This window comes from Streptomyces sp. NPDC049597 (genome assembly GCF_040675505.1).
Classification (GTDB): domain Bacteria; phylum Actinomycetota; class Actinomycetes; order Streptomycetales; family Streptomycetaceae; genus Streptomyces.
This window is the reverse complement of the sequence record NZ_JBFAOY010000002.1, coordinates 213114-231106: the sequence shown is the minus strand read 5'-3', so window position 1 is coordinate 231106 and position 17993 is coordinate 213114. Positions and strand designations below refer to the sequence as shown.

The window sequence follows — 17993 nt, the reverse complement described above, 5'->3', positions numbered from 1 at the left end:
GTTCGTCACGGCCACCTTCACCGCAGACGGCGCATTCGACTTCAGAACGTCCACCAGAACAGTGGTCGTCGTCGTCACGGTGTTCGTCACCGCCACCTTCACGGCCGACGGTGCATTGGACTTCAGAACATCCACCAGGACATTCGTCGTCGTCTTCACCGTGTTCGTCACGGCCACCTTCACCGCAGACGGCGCATTCGACTTCAGAACGTCCACCAGAACAGTGGTCGTCGTCGTCACGGTGTTCGTCACCGCCACCTTCACCGCAGACGGCGCATTCGACTTCAGAACATCCACCAGGACAGTCGTCGTCGTCTCAACGGTGTTCGCCACCGCCACCTTGACCGCCGGCGAAGCACCGGACTTCAGGACGTCCACCAGGACGTTCGTCGTGGTCTTCACCGTGTTCGACACGGCCACCTTGACGTTCGACGGCGCGTTGGACTTCAGAACGTCCACCAGGACATTCGTCGTCGTCTCCACGGTGTTCGACACCGCGATCTTCACGCCGGCCGGCGCATTCGACTCCTGGATGCCCACCAGGACATTCGTCGTCGTCTCCACGGTGTTGGCGACCGCCACCTTGACATCCGAAGGAGCGCCCGACTTCAGAACGTCCACCAGGACGTTCGTCGTGCTCTCGACGGTGTTGGCCACCGCCACCTTCACCTCGGACGGCGCATTGGACTGCTCGACGTTCGCCACGACATCCGTCGCCGTCTCGACGGAGTTCGTCACCGACGCCTTCACCTCTTGCGGCGCAGCCGCCTTGTCCACGTTCTTGAGGACATCCGTCGACTGCTTGATGACGCCCGCGAGTGCGGCCCGTTCCGCCAGCGGTGTCGACGGGTCCTCGACCGCCTTCAGCGTGTTGGACAGCTTGCTTGCCGTCTCCTTGAGCTCCTGCGGAACGTCCTGCTGGGTCGTCAGGTCCTGGACCTCCTGCTTCAGCTGGGGCGTCACCTTCTGCAGCTGAGCCCTCTGCTCCGCAGGCGGGGGATCATTCTGCTGCGCCGGCGGGGGCGGCGGGGGTGGAGGCGGCGGCGGAGGCGGCGGGGGCGGAGGCGGCGGAGGCGGAGGCACCACCTCACGCTGCTGCTGCTCCTCCTCAGGAGACGGAGGAGAAGGCGGAGGAGGAGGAGGAGGCACCTGCTCTTCCTCAGGAGACGGAGGAGTAGGCGGACTCGGCTGGTCGGGTACCGCGGCCGCGGCTTCAGCGAGCGCTTGGGGCGCTGCCTCAGCACTCGCGATGCCCGGCGACAGCGCAAGCGCCGCGGCCAGGCAGGAGGCACCGACGAAACGAAAAATTTTGTGCTGGGCAGTTCTGGACATAGTTGTTCCAACCGTGCTTTCCAGAAACGGTTTCTGACCCTGCGAAACGCGGCCCTGAAGGGCGGCGGCGGCCTATGGTCACGGAGTTCCACAGCTCAACGGTGCACAGGCGGCACGGAAACAACTCTTCCCCCATTCGGCGCATCCCGCAACGCGAGAGCGCCGGCCGCGGTCGGCGGCGACAGCCTGATCGGGTGCTGACCTCGCAGTCCCGCAACTGCCCCTCCCCCGTCACCCCCGTCGCGTAGAGTGCTCCTGACTCGCGATCTTGAACATGTTCAGGACGTGCACTCTGGGGAGGGGGCTGCGGTCATGCGCAGCGGAGCGAAGGTCGCCGTCGTCGGCGGCGTGTTCGCCGTCGTGGCGACGGGTGTCGGCTACGGGGGATGGAACCTGTACAACGGGCTCACCGGGAACGGCGGGGGCGACGGGCTCACCACCCGGTCCGCGCCCAAGGAGACCGGACCGCCCAGTGCGGAGGAGGTCGACAGGACCGCGAAGGACTTCTTCGCCGCCTGGGCCGCCGGCGACGGGCCGGCCGCGGCGCGGCTGACCGACAACGCCGCCGAGGCGGAGCCGTTGCTCACCGGTTACCGCGAGGACGCCCATGTCACCAAGGCGGTCATCAGGCCCGGTACGGCGGTCGGCGGGAAGGTGCCGTTCACGGTCGAGGCGACGGTGGCGTACGAGGGCACGTCCAAGCCCTGGTCGTACTCCTCCGAGCTGACCGTGGTCCGCGGGCTGACCACCGGGAGGCCGCTGGTCGACTGGCAGCCGTCCGTCGTGCACCCCCAGCTCACCGAGGGCGCCTCGCTCGCCACGGACACCGCGTCCGCCCCGCCGATCAAGGCGGTCGACAAGGACGGCGTGGAGCTGACGAAGGAGAAGTACCCCTCGCTCGGCACGGTCCTCGACTCCCTGCGCGAGAAGTACGGCGCGACGGCGGGCGGCAAGCCGGGCGTCGAGACGGTCGTCAGGTCGGCGGACGGCAGCGTGCCCGACAAGACCCTGCTCACGCTCACCGAGGGCGAGGAGGGCACGCTGAGGACCTACCTGGACGCGGGCGTGCAGGCGGCCGCGGAGAAGGCGGTGAAGCAGTTCGGCAGGGCATCCGTCGTGGCGGTCGAGCCGAGCACCGGCCGGATCAGGGCCGTCGCCAACAACCCGGCGGACGGCTTCAACACGGCGCTCCAGGGCGCTCAGGCCCCCGGTTCCACGATGAAGATCGTCACCGCGGCGATGATGCTGGACAAGGGGCTGGTGAACGGTCCGGGCTCGTCGGTCGAGTGCCCGCCGACGGTCACCTGGGAGCGTGAGTTCCACAATCTCGAGGACTTCTCGCTCGGGACCACCACGCTCCGGCGCGCCTTCGCCCGCTCCTGCAACACCACCTTCATCAAGCCGGTGAAGCCACTGGGACAGAGCGCCGGCACGTCACTCGGGGAGACGGCGCGGAAGTACTTCGGCATCGGGCTGGAATGGAAGACGGGCGTGGTCACCCGCGACGGCAGCGTGCCGGAGTCGACGGGCGCGGAGACCGCCGCCTCCTACATCGGCCAGGGACGCATCCAGATGAACGCCCTCAATGTCGCGTCCATCGCCGCGACCGTGAAGGGCGGCGTCTTCCGGCAGCCGGTGATCGTTCCGCGGGACCTCGACGACCGTGAACTGGCCACCGCTCAGCCGCTCCCGGCGGGCATGGCGCAGACGCTGCGCCGGCTGATGAACGCCGGAGCCACGGGCGAGGGCACCGGGGCCCGCGCCATGGCCTCCGTGGGCGGCGACAAGGGCGCGAAGACCGGATCCGCCGAGGTCGACGGCCAGGGCGATTCCAATGCCTGGTTCACCGGATACGCCGACGACCTCGCCGCAGCCGCCGTCGTCGACTCCGGCGGGCACGGCGGCGACGCCGCAGGTCGAGTCGTCGCGCGGGTGTTGAACGCACGGTGACCAGGAGGGGAAACCCGGTCGCATGGCCCGTACAACGACCGCTACCGTGCGGGCCATGAGCACTCACGACACCGCCGGCGCCCACCCCCGATTCGCCGAGGCTCTGCGCGAGCTCGGACTCGAGGTCCCCGTACGCCGTTTCCCGGACGCGACGCGCACCGCCGCGCAGGCGGCCGAGGCCATCGGCTGCGACGTCGGCGAGATCGTGAAGTCGCTGATCTTCGAGGCGGACGGCCAACCGGTACTGGTGCTGATGGACGGCTCGTCGCGCGTGGACGTCGAGCGGGTGCGTGAGGAGCTGTGCGCCGAGTCGGTGAAGCGGGCGGACGCCGACCTGGTGCGCGAGACGACCGGGTACGCCATCGGGGGCGTACCTCCGTTCGGTCACCGCACCCGTACGAGCGTGCTCGCGGACCGGGGGCTGCTCGACCACGCCGTGGTGTGGGCCGCTGCCGGGACCCCGCACACGGTGTTCCCGCTCGACCCCAAGACGCTGATCGCCCATGCGGGCGGCACGGTCGTGGACGTCCGCGAGCGCACGGCGTGACGGTTCTCGTCGCCGCCGCGGTGCTCGCCGCGGCGGTCACGCATGCCGGCTGGAACGCCCTGGCGCACGGGATCAAGGACCAGCTCGTCGCCTTCACCCTGATAGCGGGCGGCGCCGCCGTCATGGGCGCCGTCATGGCGTGCTTCGCCCCGGTGCCCGCGGCGGGCGCCTGGCCCTACCTCGTCGCGTCCGCGCTGCTGCACGTCGGCTACCAGGCCCTGCTCATGCGGTCGTTCAGCCTCGGCGACTTCGGCCAGATGTATCCGATCGCGCGCGGCACGGCCCCGCTGGTGGTGACGGTCGCGGCCGTGGTGTTCGTCGGCGAGCACCTGAGCGCCTGGCAGGCGGCCGGGGTCGGCGTCGCGTCGGCGGGCCTCGTCGGTGTCGCGCTGTGGGGCATCGTCCCCCTGGGCCAGGGGGCCCGGGAGGTACCCCGAGGCTCCGGCACCCGCCCGCACTGGCCCGCGGTCGCGGCCGCGCTCGCGACCGGCCTGTCGATCGCCGCGTACACGGTGGTCGACGGCCTGGGCGTGCGCGCGTCCGGCACGCCGATCGGCTACATCGCGTGGCTGATGATTCTCGAAGGCGCCCTGGTCCCGGCCTACGCGGTGTACACCCGCCGGGGCGCGCTGGCCGCCCAGCTGCGGCCTCATGTGGGGCGCGGACTGCTCGGCGCGGCGATGTCGATCGCCGCGTACGGACTGGTGCTGTGGGCCCAGACCCGCGCCCCGCTGGCGCCGATCGCGGCGCTGCGGGAGTCGTCGATCATCGTCGGCGCGGCGATCGGCGCGCTGCTGTTCAAGGAGCGGTTCGGGGCGCCGCGAATCGCGGCGGCGTGCCTGATGGTGCTGGGCATCGGCCTGATGCTCAAGGCGGGCTGACACTCGGGCCGGGCTGACACTCGGGGCGGGCCGGCGCGCGAAGCCGGCTGGTGCGCGCGCTGCCGGCCGCCGGCGAACCGGCCGGCGCCTCCCAGGCGTCCCTGCCACCATGGGGACGCTCACACACGGGATACGCCAGCTGCTCCGTTTCGGCCTGCTGGAGGCGCGCTGCTGCGCCTTCGCCGTCGCTCTCGTCGGCGGCATAGCCGTCTCGGGGCAGCTGCCCGAGCTGCCCGTCGCCCGCTACGACCTGCTGCTGCTCTACGGCATCGCCCTGGCCGTGCTGGCCAGGAAGGTCGGCTGGGACAGCCCCCGCGACACCGCCGTGATCGCCTGCTGCCATCTCGTGGGACTCCTCTTCGAGTTGGTCAAGGTGCGGATGGGCTCCTGGAGTTACCCGGAGGAGGCGCTCACGAAGATCGGCGGCGTACCGCTGTACGGCGGGTTCATGTACGCGGCCGTGGGCAGTTACCTGTGCCGGGCCTGGCACCTGTTCGACCTGCGGCTGACCCGCTACCGGCCCCGGGTCATGGCGGTGCTCGCGGCCGCCGTCTACGTGAACTTCTTCAGCCACCACTGGCTGCCCGACGCGCGCTGGGTGCTCGCGGCGCTGCTGCTGTGCGCGACGGCGGGGACGTGGGTGCGGTTCCGGGTGGGCGAGCGCGACCACCGGATGCCGCTGGCGCTGGCGTTCGTACTGATCGGCTTCTTCCTGTGGGTCGCCGAGAACATCGCCACGTACGCGGGCGCCTGGAGCTATCCGGACCAACTGGGCGGCTGGCAACCGGTGTCGGTGGCCAAGTTCGGCGCGTGGGCGCTGCTGATCACGGTCACGTTCGTGCTGACGGCGGGATCGGCCGGCCGTTCGCTGCCCGGCCCGCGTGCAGTCGCTCGAAACCGGAGTTGACGGCGAGCAGGCCGCCGTCGACCCGGAGCGTCGTGCCGGTGATCCAGGCCCCGTCGCACGAGGCGAGGAAGGTGACCGCCGCCGCGATGTCCTCGGGCTCGCCGACGCGGCCGAGGGGGTAGACCTCGCGCAGGACTTCCCGTTCGGACGCGCGGTCCTGCCAGGCCCGGGTGCGGACGGTGCCGGGGTTGATCTGGTTGACGCGGACGCCGCGCGCCGCCGCCTCGGCGGCGAGGGTGCGGGTGAGGGAGGCGAGACCCCATAGCCCTATGGGGCAGGGGAGGTGCCCCAGGCGGCGCTGTAGGCGTGGCCGCCGAAGGACTGCTCGGCGTTGACGGAGCCGATGTTGACGATCGCCCCGCGGCCGCCCGCCTCCAGATGCGGCAGTGCGGCGCGGGAGCACCGGAAGGCGCCGGTCAGGCAGATGTCGAGGTCGCGCGCCCAGTCCTCGTCGGCAGGTCCTCGAACAGCTCGGTGTCCCGGGCGGCCGAGAGGGCGTTGTTGACCAGCACGTCGAGAGTGCCGAAGCGTTCCACGGCGTGCGCGACGGCGGCCTCGACCGAGCCGCGGTCGCCCACGTCGCACGGGAAGGGCTCCGCGCCGTCGATGGACGCGGCGGTCTCCTCGGCGGCGTCCGTGTCGATGTCGGTGACGAGCACCCGCGCGCCCTCCGAGGCGAGGCGCCGGGCGGTCGCCGCCCCGATGCCGCGGGCGGCTCCGGTGATCAGTACGCCGTGACCTCGAGGCGTTTCACAGGGCCGAACGTACCGCCCTGATGAGGGCCTGCGCACGAGGATCGGCCGTCACGCCCTTGCGCATGCCGTTCGTCGCGTAGCCCAGCGCGATGCCCGACTCGGGGTCGGCGAAGCCGAGGGAGCCGCCGCGGCCCGGGTGACCGAAGGAGCCGGGGCCAAGCAGCGGCGAGGCGGGCCCGTGGAGCATGTAGCCGAGGCCGAAGCGGGTGGGGACGACGAGCACGCGGTCGGGCCCGGCGGACTCCTCGGTACGGGCGAGGGTGAGGGTGGCCGGGGCGAAGAGCCGGGGCCCGCCGTCGACCTCGCCGATGGTGGCGGCGTAGAAGCGGGCGAGGGCGCGGGCGGTGGAGATGCCGTTGGACGCGGGCAGTTCCGCGGCGCGGAAGGCGGGGTCGTTCTCGTCGGGCGCCGGGTCGATGGCGCCGAAGGCGCGGCGGGTCAGGGAGGCGGGGTCCCGGTAGGCCTCGGAGACCGAGCGCTTGGGGCGGAGCTTGAGGCCGCCGCCCTGCGCGGTCTCCGGCTCGGCGACGGGGCCGAGGCGGCCGACGCGGTGGGCCTCGTCGGCGGGCAGGCCGATCCAGAAGTCGAGGCCGAGCGGGCGGGCTATCTCCTCGGCGACCCAGCGGCCCATGGTCCGGCCGGTGACGCGGCGCACCAGTTCGCCCAGGAGCCAGCTGTAGGTCTGCGCGTGGTAGCCGTGCTCGGTCCCCGGCTCCCAGGCGGGGGCCTGCGCGGCGAGCGCTGCGGGGCCGCTCGTGCCGTCCCCGGCCTCGTCCGGGGTGAGCGGCCGGTCCAGCACCGGCAGGCCGGCACGGTGGGCGAGCAGGTGGCGGACGAGGACGCGCTCCTTGCCCGCCGCCTTGAACTCCGGCCAGTACGTGCCGACCGGCGCGTCCAGGTCGATCTGCCCGCGCTGGTGGAGCAGGAGGACCACGGCCGCGGCGACGCCCTTGGTCGCCGAGCGGACGACCTGGGCGGTGTCGACGGCCCACGGTTCGCGGCCGTCCACGTCGCGGGCGCCCGCCCACAGGTCGACGACCTTGCGGCCGTGGCGGTAGACGGCGACCGCGGCCCCGCGCTCCCCGCGCTGCTCGAAGTTGCGTACGAAGGCGTCCGCGACCGCTTCGAAACCGTCCGCCACCGTGCCCCGGACGTCCACCACGTGTGCTCCTTCACTGCCGTCCATCCCCCCATGGTGCAACGTGGTCCAGACCGGCCGGATTCCGGGGCGGCACTCCCGCTGGGCGTACCTCCCGGCGTTGGCCGGGTGTTCGGCCCGGGAGGCCCTCCTGCCGGGTCGTCAGATCGGAGGATGCTCCGGGGCGGGGCGGGTCACCCCGGGTCCGCCGCCTCGGCGAGCCGGTGGAGTTCGCCGCGCAGCCGCGCGATCTCCGGCCCCTCCAGACCGGTGCTGCGCATCAGCCGCTCCGGCACCCGCTCGGCCCGCTCGCGCAGCGCCCGGCCCTCGTCGGTGAGCACCAGAAGCACCGAGCGCTCGTCGGCCGCCGAACGCTCGCGGCGCACGAGCCCCGCCGACTCCAGCCGCTTCAGCAGCGGCGAGACGGTGCCGTAGTCCAGCCGCAGCGCGGCGGTGAGCTCCTTGACCGGCACCCCACCGCGCTCCCAGAGGACCAGCATCGCCAGGTACTGCGGATACGTCAGGCCCAGCTCCGCCAGCAGCGGCCGGTAGGCGGCCGTCACCGCGCGCTGGGCCGCGTACAGCGCGAAGCACAGCTGGTCGTCGAGCAGCAGCGAGGCGGTGGCCGGGTGGGCCAGGGGCTCGTCGGTGCGGGTCTCGTCGGTGCGGTTCACGCGCCCATTGTCACGGACTTCGGGTGGAAGCCGAAGGGCAGCTCCAGCCGGTGCGCGCGCATCAGGTCCTCGTCGCCCAGCAGGTCCTGCGTGGCGCCGTCCGCGGCGATCACGCCGTCGCTGAGGACCACCGAGCGGGGGCACAGCTCCAGCGCGTACGGCAGGTCGTGCGTGACCATCAGGACCGTGACGTCCAACGAGCGCAGGATGTCGGCCAGTTCACGGCGGGACGCCGGGTCGAGGTTGGACGAGGGCTCGTCCAGGACGAGGATCTCCGGCTCCATCGCGAGCACGGTCGCGACGGCGACCCGGCGGCGCTGCCCGAACGACAGGTGGTGCGGCGGCCGGTCCGCGAATTCCGCCATGCCCACCCGCTCCAGCGCCTCCCCGACCCGCTGCTCCAGCGCGGCGCCGCGCAGGCCGGAGGCGGCCGGCCCGAAGGCGACGTCCTCGCGGACGGTGGGCATGAACAGCTGGTCGTCCGGGTCCTGGAAGACGATGCCGACCCGGCGGCGGATCTCCGCGAGGTTCTCCTTGGCCACGGGCAGTCCGGCCACGGCGACCGTGCCGACACCTCCGGCCAGGATGCCGTTGAGGTGCAGGACGAGTGTCGTCTTGCCGGCGCCGTTGGGGCCGAGGAGGGCGACCCGCTCGCCGCGGCCGACCGTCAGGTCGACACCGAAGAGGGCCTGGTGTCCGTCGGGGTACGCGTACGCGAGTCCGCGCACCTCCAGCGACGGGGTCGCCTCGGTCGAAGTGGTCGTCACAGCATCCATCCCAGCAGACAGACCGCGAACGCGGTCACGGGCAGTACGGCGGCGTACGACCACTGGGCAGGCGTGGCGCGCACGTCGTCCAGGACCGGCATGGTCCCGGTGTAGCCCCGGCTCACCATGGCCAGGTGCACCCGCTCACCGCGCTCGTAGGAGCGGATGAACAGGGCGCCCGCAGTCTTGGCCAGCACACCCCAGTGGCGCACGCCCCTCGCCTCGAAACCGCGCGAGCGGCGGGCGATCGACATGCGCCGCATCTCGTCGGCGATCACATCGCCGTAGCGGACCATGAACGAGGCGATCTGGACCAGCAGCGACGGCAGCCGGAGCCGCTGGAGGCCGAGCAGGACCGAGCGCAGTTCGGTCGTCGAGGCGAGGAGCACGGAGGCGGCGACACCGAGCGTGCCCTTGGCGAGGATGTTCCACGCGCCCCACAGGCCCGGGACGCTCAGCGCCACCCCGAGCACCTCGGTCCGCTCGCCGGGGACGACGAACGGCATGAGCACGGCGAAGGCCACGAACGGGACCTCGATCAGCAGCCGCTTGAGCACGAAGCCCGCCGGGACGCGCGCCGCCGCGGCGACCGCCGCCAGCAGCAGCGCGTACACCCCGAAGGCCCACACGGCCTCGCGCGGCGTCGAGACGACGACGAGCACGAAGCACAGGACGGCGACCAGCTTGCAGTGGGCGGGCAGCGCGTGGACCGGCGAGTGCCCGTGCCGGTAGAGCTTGTGGGCGTGCCCCGCTCCCATGTCAGACGGAGCTCCGCACGGGGGTGTCCTGGTCGCTGTCCGCACGGCGGCGGCGCACGACGCAGAAGACCCCGGTGCCGACGGCGACCGTCGCGCCGACGCCGATGACACCGGCGAGGCCGCCGGAGAGCCGGTCGTCCGCGATGTCCTCGACGCCGTAGTCGGCGAGCGGCGAGCCGGCCGCGGCGTGCTCCTCGACGGTCCTGTCGATGCCCTTGTCGGCGGCGACCTTCTCCAGGCCGTCGGGGCTGGCCGAGGCGTAGAAGGAGACGAACCCGGCGAGGACGAACGCGGTCACGAGGCCGGTCAGCCACACCTTGCGCGGCGACCGGACGGCCACGGGGGCCGGCCCGGCCGGGGCGTCGACGAGCTCGCCGCCGACGCGGAGCTTGAGCGGGGCCGTCAGGCCGCGCGCGCCGTACACGAGGTCCGGGCGCACGGCGAGCACGGCGCCCACGGTGAGCGCGGTGATCGCGGCCTCGCCGATGCCGATCAGGACGTGGACGCCGACCATCGCGGTCAGGACCGAGCCGATCGGCACGTCGGTCAGCCCGCCGACCGCGTAGAGCAGGGTGAACGCGGCGGCGGCGGCCGGCACCGAGACCAGCGCGGCGACGAAGGAGGCGACGGTCACCGAGCGCCGGGTGCGCGGCAGGACCCTCACGAGCCCGCGGAACAGCCCGTACGCGACCAGCACGGTCACGACGCCCATGACGGTGATGTTGACGCCGAGGGCGGTCAGGCCGCCGTCGGCGAAGAGGATGCCCTGCATCAGCAGCACGACGGCTATGCACAGGACGCCGGTGAACGGCCCGACGAGGATGGCCGCGAGCGCGCCGCCCAGCAGGTGCCCGCTGGTGCCGGCGGCGACCGGGAAGTTCAGCATCTGCACGGCGAAGACGAACGCCGCGACGAGGCCGGCGAGCGGTGCGGTGCGGTCGGCGCCGGACAGGGCGACGGCCGATCCGCCCAGCTCGCGGCGGGCGCCGCGGAGGCTGACGGCGACCGCGCCGGCGGCGGCGACTCCGGCGGCCACCGAGACCGGCGCGTTGATGAATCCGTCAGGGACATGCATGGCGGGCTCCGCTTCGGACAGATGAGTAAGCGTCCCATGATAGGTCCCTCTTGCGAACCATGTGCAAGAGCGCACAGGTCACAGATGGGCGGCGTGGTCGGTAGCGGAGTGAGCACCACGAGCGAAATATGGGACATTAGATGATAAAGCAGACGAGTGTGAGGAGCAGGCCATGTCCCCCGCCGTCATGGAACACGCACGAGGCCGGATCGTCACCGACGCTCCTCAGTACCGCGCTGTGCGCGTCTCGCTCAGTTACGACCCAGCGGCGGACCCACAGGCCGTGTGCTTCTCGTTCCCCAGCGGCAAGGAGTGGACCTTCCCGCGCGAGGTGCTGGAGAGCGGCCTGAACGCGCCGGTCAGGCGGGGGGACGTCGAGATCTGGCCGTGCGGCCGGGTACAGGCCGTGGTCGAGTTCCACACGCACGACGGGGTCGCGGTCGTGCAGTTCGACGCCAAGACGCTGAACCGCTTCCTGCGCCACACGTACGCGGTGGCCGCGACGTCCCCGGCGCCGCCGGCCGCCACGCCGCGGCCGGAGCCCGCGCAGGCCCCGGCCGCCGCGCCGGCGGCACCCCCGACACCGGCCTGACCCGGGCCGCGCCACGCGGCACCGGGAGCCGGCCGCCGCGCGACCGCGGAAGCGTGACGTGGCCGTGTCCGCCTGGCCCAGACGGACACGGCCACGACTCACGGGCGACTCCCGCTCCTTCGGCGCGTGGCGCGAAGCACAGGACCTCGCGCCACACGTCCCCGGACCCGAAGGGCTCAGACGCGGACCAGCTCCCGGTCCTCGTCCGGATCGCCCGGCCTGTCGGCGAGCTCCTTGTGGAGCTTCTCGCCCTCCACGTCCACGTTGGGCAGCACCCGGTCCAGCCAGCGCGGCAGCCACCAGGCCTTGTGCCCGAGCAGGGCCAGCACCGCCGGCACGATCGCCATACGGACCACGAAGGCGTCGAAGAACACCGCGATCGCGAGGCCGAAGCCGATCATCTTGACCATCTGCTCACTGGAGCCGATGAAGCCGGAGAAGACCGCGATCATGATGACGGCCGCCGCGGTCACCACGCGCGCCCCGTGCCGGAAGCCCGTCACGACGGCCTCACCGGGGCGCTCGCCGTGGACGTACGCCTCCCGCATGCGCGTGACCAGGAACACCTCGTAGTCCATCGCGAGACCGAAGACCACGCCGATCATGAAGATCGGCATCATCGACATGACCGGGCCGGTCTGCTCGACGCCGAACAGCGAACCCAGCCAGCCCCACTGGAAGACCGCCACGACCGCGCCGAGCGCCGCGACGACGGAGAGCAGGAAGCCGAGAGCGGCCTTGAGCGGCACCAGCACCGACCGGAAGACGACCATCAGCAGCAGGAACGCGAGACCCACGACGAGCGCCAGGTAGGGCAGCAGCGCGTCGTTCATCTTCTGCGAGAAGTCGATGTTCATCGCGGTGGCACCGGTGACCAGGACCTCGTCACCGCTCCTGTCGCGGATGTCCTGCACCAGCTCCTCGGTGGCGACCGAGGACGGACGGTCCTTCGGGACGACAGTGATCACCGCGGTGTCACCGGCCTTGTTCAGCGTCGGCGGGGTCACGGCGGCGGCGCCTTCGAGGCCCTTGACGACCTCGACCGTGCGGTCGGCGGCGCTCCTGCCGCCGTCGACGACGACCATCAGCGGACCGTTGAAGCCCGGGCCGAAGCCCTCGGACAGCAGGTCGTACGCCTTGCGCTGCGTGGTGCTGACCGGCTGGGCGCCGTCGTCGGGCAGGCCGACCTCCAGCGAGGCGGCCGGTACGGCCACGGCGCCGAGGCCGACGACGCCGGCGAGCAGGACGGCGACCGGGCGGCGGAGCACGAAACGGGCCCAGCGGGTGCCCGCGTTCGGCTTGTCGGAGACCGGCTCGCCCTTGCGGGCCTTGCGGCCGAGGACCCGCTTGCCCGCGAAGCCGAGCAGCGCCGGGATCAGCGTGAGCGCGATGAGGACGGCGATGACGACGGTGCCCGCCGCGGCGAAGCCCATCTTGCTCAGCATCGGGATGTTGACGACGGCGAGGCCGACCAGGGCGATGACGACGGTCAGGCCGGCGAAGACGACCGCGGAGCCCGCGGTGCCGACGGCACGCCCGGCCGCCTCCTCGTGCTCGCGGCCCTCGGCCAGCTCGGCACGGTAGCGGGAGACGATGAAGAGCGCGTAGTCGATGCCGACCGCGAGACCGATCATCATCGCCAGCGTCGATGTGGTGCTGCCGAGGTCGAGGACGCTCGCCAGGGCGGTGATCGTGGAGATGCCGATGCCGACACCGATGATCGCGGTGAGCAGCGGCAGTCCGGCGGCGACCAGCGACCCGAAGGTGATGACCAGCACGATCCCGGCGATGACCACGCCGATGATCTCGCCCGCACCCTGCTCCGGCATGGTCTGGAGCGCGTCACCGCCGATCTCCACCGTCAGCCCGGCCTCGCGCGCCTCGGTGCCGGTCTCCTCCAGCGCCTCGCGCGTGGCGTCGGTCAGCTCCATGGAGGTGACCTTGTAGGTGACGGAGACGTACGCGGTCGAGCCGTCCTTGGACACGGCGCGCGCGGTGTACGGGTCGGTGACGGAGGCGACCTGGTCGGAGCCGGACTTCAGCTCGGAGACCGCCTTCGCGACCTCGTCCCTGGGGCCGGCGTCGGTCATCTTCCTGCCGTCGGGCGCCTTGAAGACGACCCGGGCGGTGGCGCCGTCGGCGCTGCCGCCGGGAAAGCGCTCCTCCAGCAGGTCGAAGGCCTTCTGGGCCTCCGTGCCCGGGATCGAGAAGGACGAGGACGTGGCGGTCGGCGCGGACGCCGCGCCGGCGCCCGCGAGCACGAGCAGGGCCACCCACAGCAGGGCGACGAGACGGCGGCGCCGGAAGGCGGTCCGTCCGAGTGTGTAGAGGAACGTGGCCACGAGGGCTACTCCCGTGTGTGAGGTGAACAGGGCAGGGGAGCCGGCCCGACGACGAGAGCGGCGCGCGTCAGGTGGTGCGGGTGAGCGGATCGTGCGGGTGATCCGGGGAAGGCGGCGGAGTGGGGCTCCGCCGTGTCAGGCGCCGAGGGCGGGGAAGACCACGGCGTCGAGGTAGTCGGTGAGGAAGGCCCGGTCGGGTGCGCGGTCCTCGATGAGCTGCCGGGCGACGACAGCGCCGAGGAACATGTGCGGGACGTATCCCAGGGCACGGTTGTCCGCCCTGATCTCGCCCCGGTCCACGGCCCGCCGCAGCAGCACGTCGAGTCCGGTGATCTCCGGCTCGATGAGCAGCTCGCGCAGGGCCGTGTGCAGATCGGGGTTGGAGTGGACCGCCTGGGCCAGACCCCGCATCAGCGCGGAGTCCTTCTCCATACGGCAGTCGTCGGTGCGGGCGAGCATCGCGTGGAAGTCGCCGCGCAGCGTGCCGGTGTCGATGTCGCCGACGTGCACCGGCTTGCTGTGCCTGAGCGCCCTGGCGACCAGCTCGGGCTTGCTCCGCCACTGGCGGTAGAGCGTGGCCTTGCTGGCCCGCGTGCGCCCGGCCACGGCGTCCATGGTCAGGGCGTCGTAGCCGACCTCGCGCAACAGGTCGAGCACCGCTTCGTACAGCTCTGCCTCGCGCTCGGGGGTGAGCCGGCTGCGCGTCATGTCGGCCTCCCTCGATCGCTGCCGAACGAAACTGTTTCGTACACCTTCACTGTACCCAGCCCTCGAACGAAACGAAACCGTTTCGCTTGTGGGCTGGATCACGCGCCGCCCGACGCGAGTCACCCGGCGCCACGAGTTGCCGCGCCCCCCGGGCGCGGAAAGCATGGGTGGGGTGAGTGACGACGCCGCGTATCTCCGCTTCCCGCACCTGCACGACGACTTGCTGTGCTTCGCGGCCGAGGACGACCTTTGGGTCGCGCCCCTGGTCCCGGAGGGTCAACGGCCGGGCCGCGCCTGGCGGCTGACCGTCGACCGGACCAGAGTCGGCCACCCCCGCTTCTCCCCCGACGGCAGCCACATCGCGTACACGAACTGGCGCAGTCTCGATCCGGAGATCCACCTCGCGCCGGTCGACGGCGGCCCCGCGCGGCGGCTCAGCTACTGGGGCTCGACCGACACCCGGGTCTGCGGCTGGACCCCCGACGGCCAGATCCTCGCCGTGTCCTCGCACGGCCAGCCCTTCTCCTACTTCTCCTGGGCCTACAGCGTCTCGACCGACGGCGCGCCCGGCGGACGCCTGCCGTGGGGCCCGGTCTCCGACATCGCCGTCATGGACGTGGCGGCCGGGCCCACCCACGCCGGCGGCGCCGGCTGCGAGCGGCGCACGCTGCTGCTCACCGGCAAGCCCCCGCACGAGCCGGCCGCCTGGAAGCGGTATCGGGGCGGGGCGACGGGCCGGCTGTGGCTGCACGGCAAGCGGCTGCTGCCCGACCTGGACGGACACCTGGACTGCCCGATGTTCATCCGCGGGCCGGGAGCCGACCGGTGGTCGCCGGAGGAGGGCGGCCGGATCGCGTTCCTCTCGGACCACGAGGGCGTCGGCAACCTGTACTCGTGCCTGCCCGACGGGACCGGTCTGCTGCGCCACACCGACCACGACGCGTTCTACGCCCGGCACGCCTCCAGCGACGGCCGCAGGATCGTCTACCAGTGCGCCGGCGACCTGTGGATCGTCGACGCGCTCACCCCGGACGCCGTCCCCCGCAAGCTGGAGGTACGGCTCGGGGGGCAGCGCGCGGGCCGGCGCACGTACCAGGTCCCGGCAGCGGGCAATGTGGACGCCCTGTCCGTCGACGAGACCGGCCGGGCGAGCGCGGTGGGCGTCCGCGGCAGCCTGTACTGGCTCACGCACCGCGACGGGCCGGCCCGTTCGATCGCGGACACCCCGGGCGTGCGGGTGCGGATCCCGGCGATGCTCGGCAACGGCCAGGTCGCGTACGTCACCGACGCGGAGGGCGAGGACGCCATCGAGATCGCGTACCTGCCGCGCGCGAGCGGCGACCGCGAGCCGCGGCGGCTGGCGCAGGGCGCACTGGGGCGGGTGCTGGAGATGGCGCCGGACCCGGACGGGGAGCGGATCGCCGTCGCCTCGCACGACGGCCGGCTGCTGCTGGTCGACGCGTCGGAGGAGGGCACGGGCGAGGTCACCGAACTGGTCAGGTCCGACAACGGCCCGGTGCGCGACCTGGCGTTCTCACCGGACGGCGGCTGGCTGACCTGGTCGCACCCCGGCATCGGCCGCTCGCTGCGCCAGATCAGGATGGCGCGCATCGCCGAACCGGGGGCGCACACGATCGTCGATGTCACCAACGGCCGCTTCGAGGACGAGAACCCGGTCTTCACGAGCGACGGCCGCTACCTCGCCTTCCTGTCCTGGCGCGGCTTCGACCCGGTGTACGACGTGCACACCGGCGACCTGTCGTTCCCGCTGGGCTGCCGCCCCTACCTGGTGCCGCTGTCGTCGACGACGCCCTCGCCCTTCGCGCTCACACCGGAGGGCCGGCCGGCCGCGGGCGGGCTCGACCCGCTGGAGGACTCCGGCGACCACACGGCGATGGTCGAGATCGAGGGCCTGGCGAACCGGGTCGTGCCGTTCCCCGTCACGGCCTCCAAGTACTCGGCGCTGCATCCGGTGAGCGGCGGCGGCCTGGTGTGGCTGCGCTGGCCCATCTCGGGCGCGCTGGGCGAGACGTTCGCCAACCCGGCCGACGTGTCGGGGCGTCCGACGCTGGAGCACTTCGACCTGTCCAAGGCGCGCAGGACGGAACTGGTCGACCACCTCGACTGGTTCGCCGTCAGCGGCGACGGCAGCCGGCTGGTGGTCGTCGACGAGGGCGAGCTGCGGGCCGTACCCGCGACGGAGACCGGCGACGGCGACTCCACGGTCTATCTCGACATGCGCCGCATCCTGCACGAGGTGGACCCGGCGTCCGAGTGGCGCCAGGCGTACGGGGAGGCGGGCCGGCTGATCCGGGACTACTTCTGGGAGCCGGACATGTGCGGCATCGACTGGGACGCGGTCCTCGAGCAGTACCGCCCCCTGGTCGAACGCGTCGCGTCCCCCGACGAGTTCGCCGACCTGCTCCGCGAGGTGCTGGGCGAACTGGGCACCTCTCACGCCTATGTGACCCCGGCACGGCGCAACGAGGGGCCGCCGCACTACCAGCGGGCGATGGGGCTGCTCGGCGCCAACCTGGTCTGCCGGGACGGCAGGTGGGTGGTCAAGCGCATCCTGCCCGGCGACTCGTCCGACTCCAAGGCCCGTTCGCCGCTGGCCGGTACGGGAATCCGCGAGGGCGCCGTCCTCACCCACGTCGACGGGCGGCCGGTGGACCCGGTCACGGGCCCCTACCCGATGCTGTCGGCGGCGGGCGGCACCACGGTCGAACTCACCTTCCTGACCGCGGAGGGCGCGGAGGAGGGCGAGGCGCACCCGCGCCGGGTCGCGATCGTTCCGCTGATCGACGAACGCCCGCTGCGCTACCAGGACTGGGTGGCCAAACGGCGGGAGGTCGTACGCGAGCTGAGCGACGGCAAGTGCGGCTACCTGCACATCCCGGACATGGGCGGCTCCGGCTGGGCGCAGTTCAACCGGGACCTGCGCATGGAGGTGTCGCGTCCGGCGCTGATCGTGGACGTGCGCGGCAACGCGGGCGGCCACATCAGCGAGCTGGTCGTCGAGAAGCTCACCCGCAAGATCCTCGGCTGGGACCTGACCCGCAACGCCGAGCCCGTCTCGTACGCCTCGAACGCGCCGCGCGGCCCGGTCGTCGCGATCGCCGACGAGGCGACGTCCTCGGACGGCGACATGATCACCGCCGCGTTCAAGCTCCTCAACCTGGGGCCTGTGGTGGGCAGCCGCACCTGGGGCGGCGTGGTGGGCATGACCGGCCGGCACCGGCTCGGCGACGGCACGGTGATCACGGTGCCGATGAACGCCGCCTGGTTCGACGCGTACGGCTGGTCCATCGAGAACCACGGTGTCGAACCGGACCTGAACTCGCTGCGCACCCCGCTGGACTGGGCCGAGGGCCGTCACACCGACATGGACGACGCGGTCCAACTGGCCCTGGACATGCTGAAGTCCTCGCCCGCGGCGCTCCCGCCGGACTACTCGGCGGCACCGGACCTGCGCCGCCCGCAGCTGCCCCCGCGGGAGCCGTGACCGCTGCCTCGGCAGACGGCGAAGGCGCACCCGCGAGGAGCGGGCGCGCCTTCGTGTGTACG

14 protein-coding genes and 1 pseudogene are annotated in these 17993 nt (G+C 72.3%); 6 read left to right on the top strand and 9 right to left on the bottom strand.

What is annotated here, in order from left to right:
- Nucleotides 1-963: hypothetical protein (locus tag AB0K02_RS04910; protein ID WP_365990929.1), on the bottom strand; the 963-nt coding region annotated here is incomplete at its 3' end.
- Between the two features lie 681 nt (nucleotides 964-1644).
- Between AB0K02_RS04910 and AB0K02_RS04905 the strand changes: the two genes are divergently transcribed.
- From AB0K02_RS04905 to AB0K02_RS04890, 4 genes are all read left to right on the top strand, one after another.
- Complete coding sequence (locus AB0K02_RS04905) at nucleotides 1645-3282, top strand: penicillin-binding transpeptidase domain-containing protein (protein WP_365990928.1); 1638 nt, start codon at nucleotides 1645-1647, stop codon at nucleotides 3280-3282.
- 55 nt (nucleotides 3283-3337) lie between these two features.
- On the top strand, nucleotides 3338-3829 hold the full coding sequence (locus AB0K02_RS04900; protein ID WP_365990927.1) for a YbaK/EbsC family protein: 492 nt from the start codon (nucleotides 3338-3340) through the stop codon (nucleotides 3827-3829).
- Nucleotides 3826-4710, top strand: coding sequence for an EamA family transporter (locus AB0K02_RS04895; RefSeq protein WP_365990926.1), 885 nt, complete (start codon nucleotides 3826-3828; stop codon nucleotides 4708-4710). Before AB0K02_RS04900 ends, AB0K02_RS04895 begins: the two co-directional genes overlap by 4 nt.
- Before the next feature lie 109 nt (nucleotides 4711-4819).
- Complete coding sequence (locus tag AB0K02_RS04890) at nucleotides 4820-5617, top strand: DUF817 domain-containing protein (protein ID WP_365990925.1); 798 nt, start codon at nucleotides 4820-4822, stop codon at nucleotides 5615-5617.
- Here the strand turns inward: AB0K02_RS04890 and AB0K02_RS04885 are convergent.
- The 6 genes and pseudogenes from AB0K02_RS04885 to AB0K02_RS04860 all read right to left on the bottom strand — a co-directional run bounded on the left by AB0K02_RS04885 (nucleotide 5541) and on the right by AB0K02_RS04860 (nucleotide 10784).
- Nucleotides 5541-6408 (bottom strand): annotated as a pseudogene (locus tag AB0K02_RS04885) (SDR family NAD(P)-dependent oxidoreductase). The gene AB0K02_RS04890 and the pseudogene AB0K02_RS04885 overlap by 77 nt on opposite strands.
- Nucleotides 6368-7558 (bottom strand): serine hydrolase domain-containing protein, encoded by a 1191-nt coding sequence (locus AB0K02_RS04880; RefSeq protein ID WP_365990924.1) that lies wholly within the window; start codon nucleotides 7556-7558, stop codon nucleotides 6368-6370. The pseudogene AB0K02_RS04885 and the gene AB0K02_RS04880 overlap by 41 nt, the downstream one beginning before the upstream one ends.
- A 146-nt stretch (nucleotides 7559-7704) precedes the next feature.
- On the bottom strand, nucleotides 7705-8184 hold the full coding sequence (locus tag AB0K02_RS04875) for a MarR family transcriptional regulator (protein ID WP_365990923.1): 480 nt from the start codon (nucleotides 8182-8184) through the stop codon (nucleotides 7705-7707).
- Complete coding sequence (locus tag AB0K02_RS04870) at nucleotides 8181-8960, bottom strand: ABC transporter ATP-binding protein (RefSeq protein WP_365990922.1); 780 nt, start codon at nucleotides 8958-8960, stop codon at nucleotides 8181-8183. The genes AB0K02_RS04875 and AB0K02_RS04870 overlap by 4 nt, the downstream gene beginning before the upstream one ends.
- A complete protein-coding gene (gene cbiQ, locus AB0K02_RS04865; protein WP_365990921.1) occupies nucleotides 8948-9709 on the bottom strand; it encodes a cobalt ECF transporter T component CbiQ in 762 nt (253 codons plus the stop codon). The genes AB0K02_RS04870 and cbiQ overlap by 13 nt, the downstream gene beginning before the upstream one ends.
- A gap of 1 nt (nucleotide 9710) precedes the next feature.
- Nucleotides 9711-10784: an energy-coupling factor ABC transporter permease gene (locus AB0K02_RS04860; RefSeq protein WP_365990920.1), complete on the bottom strand. Its 1074-nt coding sequence runs from the start codon at nucleotides 10782-10784 to the stop codon at nucleotides 9711-9713.
- Between the two features lie 172 nt (nucleotides 10785-10956).
- Between AB0K02_RS04860 and AB0K02_RS04855 the strand changes: the two genes are divergently transcribed.
- Nucleotides 10957-11376, top strand: a complete 420-nt coding sequence (locus AB0K02_RS04855; protein ID WP_365990919.1) for an SsgA family sporulation/cell division regulator — start codon at nucleotides 10957-10959, stop codon at nucleotides 11374-11376.
- Between the two features lie 176 nt (nucleotides 11377-11552).
- Here the strand turns inward: AB0K02_RS04855 and AB0K02_RS04850 are convergent, their stop codons facing one another.
- Both AB0K02_RS04850 and AB0K02_RS04845 read right to left on the bottom strand, forming a co-directional pair.
- The gene (locus AB0K02_RS04850) at nucleotides 11553-13718 is read right to left on the bottom strand and encodes an MMPL family transporter (protein WP_365990918.1); all 2166 of its coding nucleotides are present in this window, start codon (nucleotides 13716-13718) and stop codon (nucleotides 11553-11555) included.
- 135 nt (nucleotides 13719-13853) lie between these two features.
- The gene (locus tag AB0K02_RS04845) at nucleotides 13854-14426 is read right to left on the bottom strand and encodes a TetR/AcrR family transcriptional regulator (RefSeq protein WP_365990917.1); all 573 of its coding nucleotides are present in this window, start codon (nucleotides 14424-14426) and stop codon (nucleotides 13854-13856) included.
- A gap of 172 nt (nucleotides 14427-14598) precedes the next feature.
- Here AB0K02_RS04845 and AB0K02_RS04840 point away from each other — a divergent pair, with 172 nt between their 5' ends.
- Complete coding sequence (locus AB0K02_RS04840; protein WP_365990916.1) at nucleotides 14599-17931, top strand: S41 family peptidase; 3333 nt, start codon at nucleotides 14599-14601, stop codon at nucleotides 17929-17931.
- The last annotated feature ends 62 nt before the right edge of the window (nucleotides 17932-17993 follow it).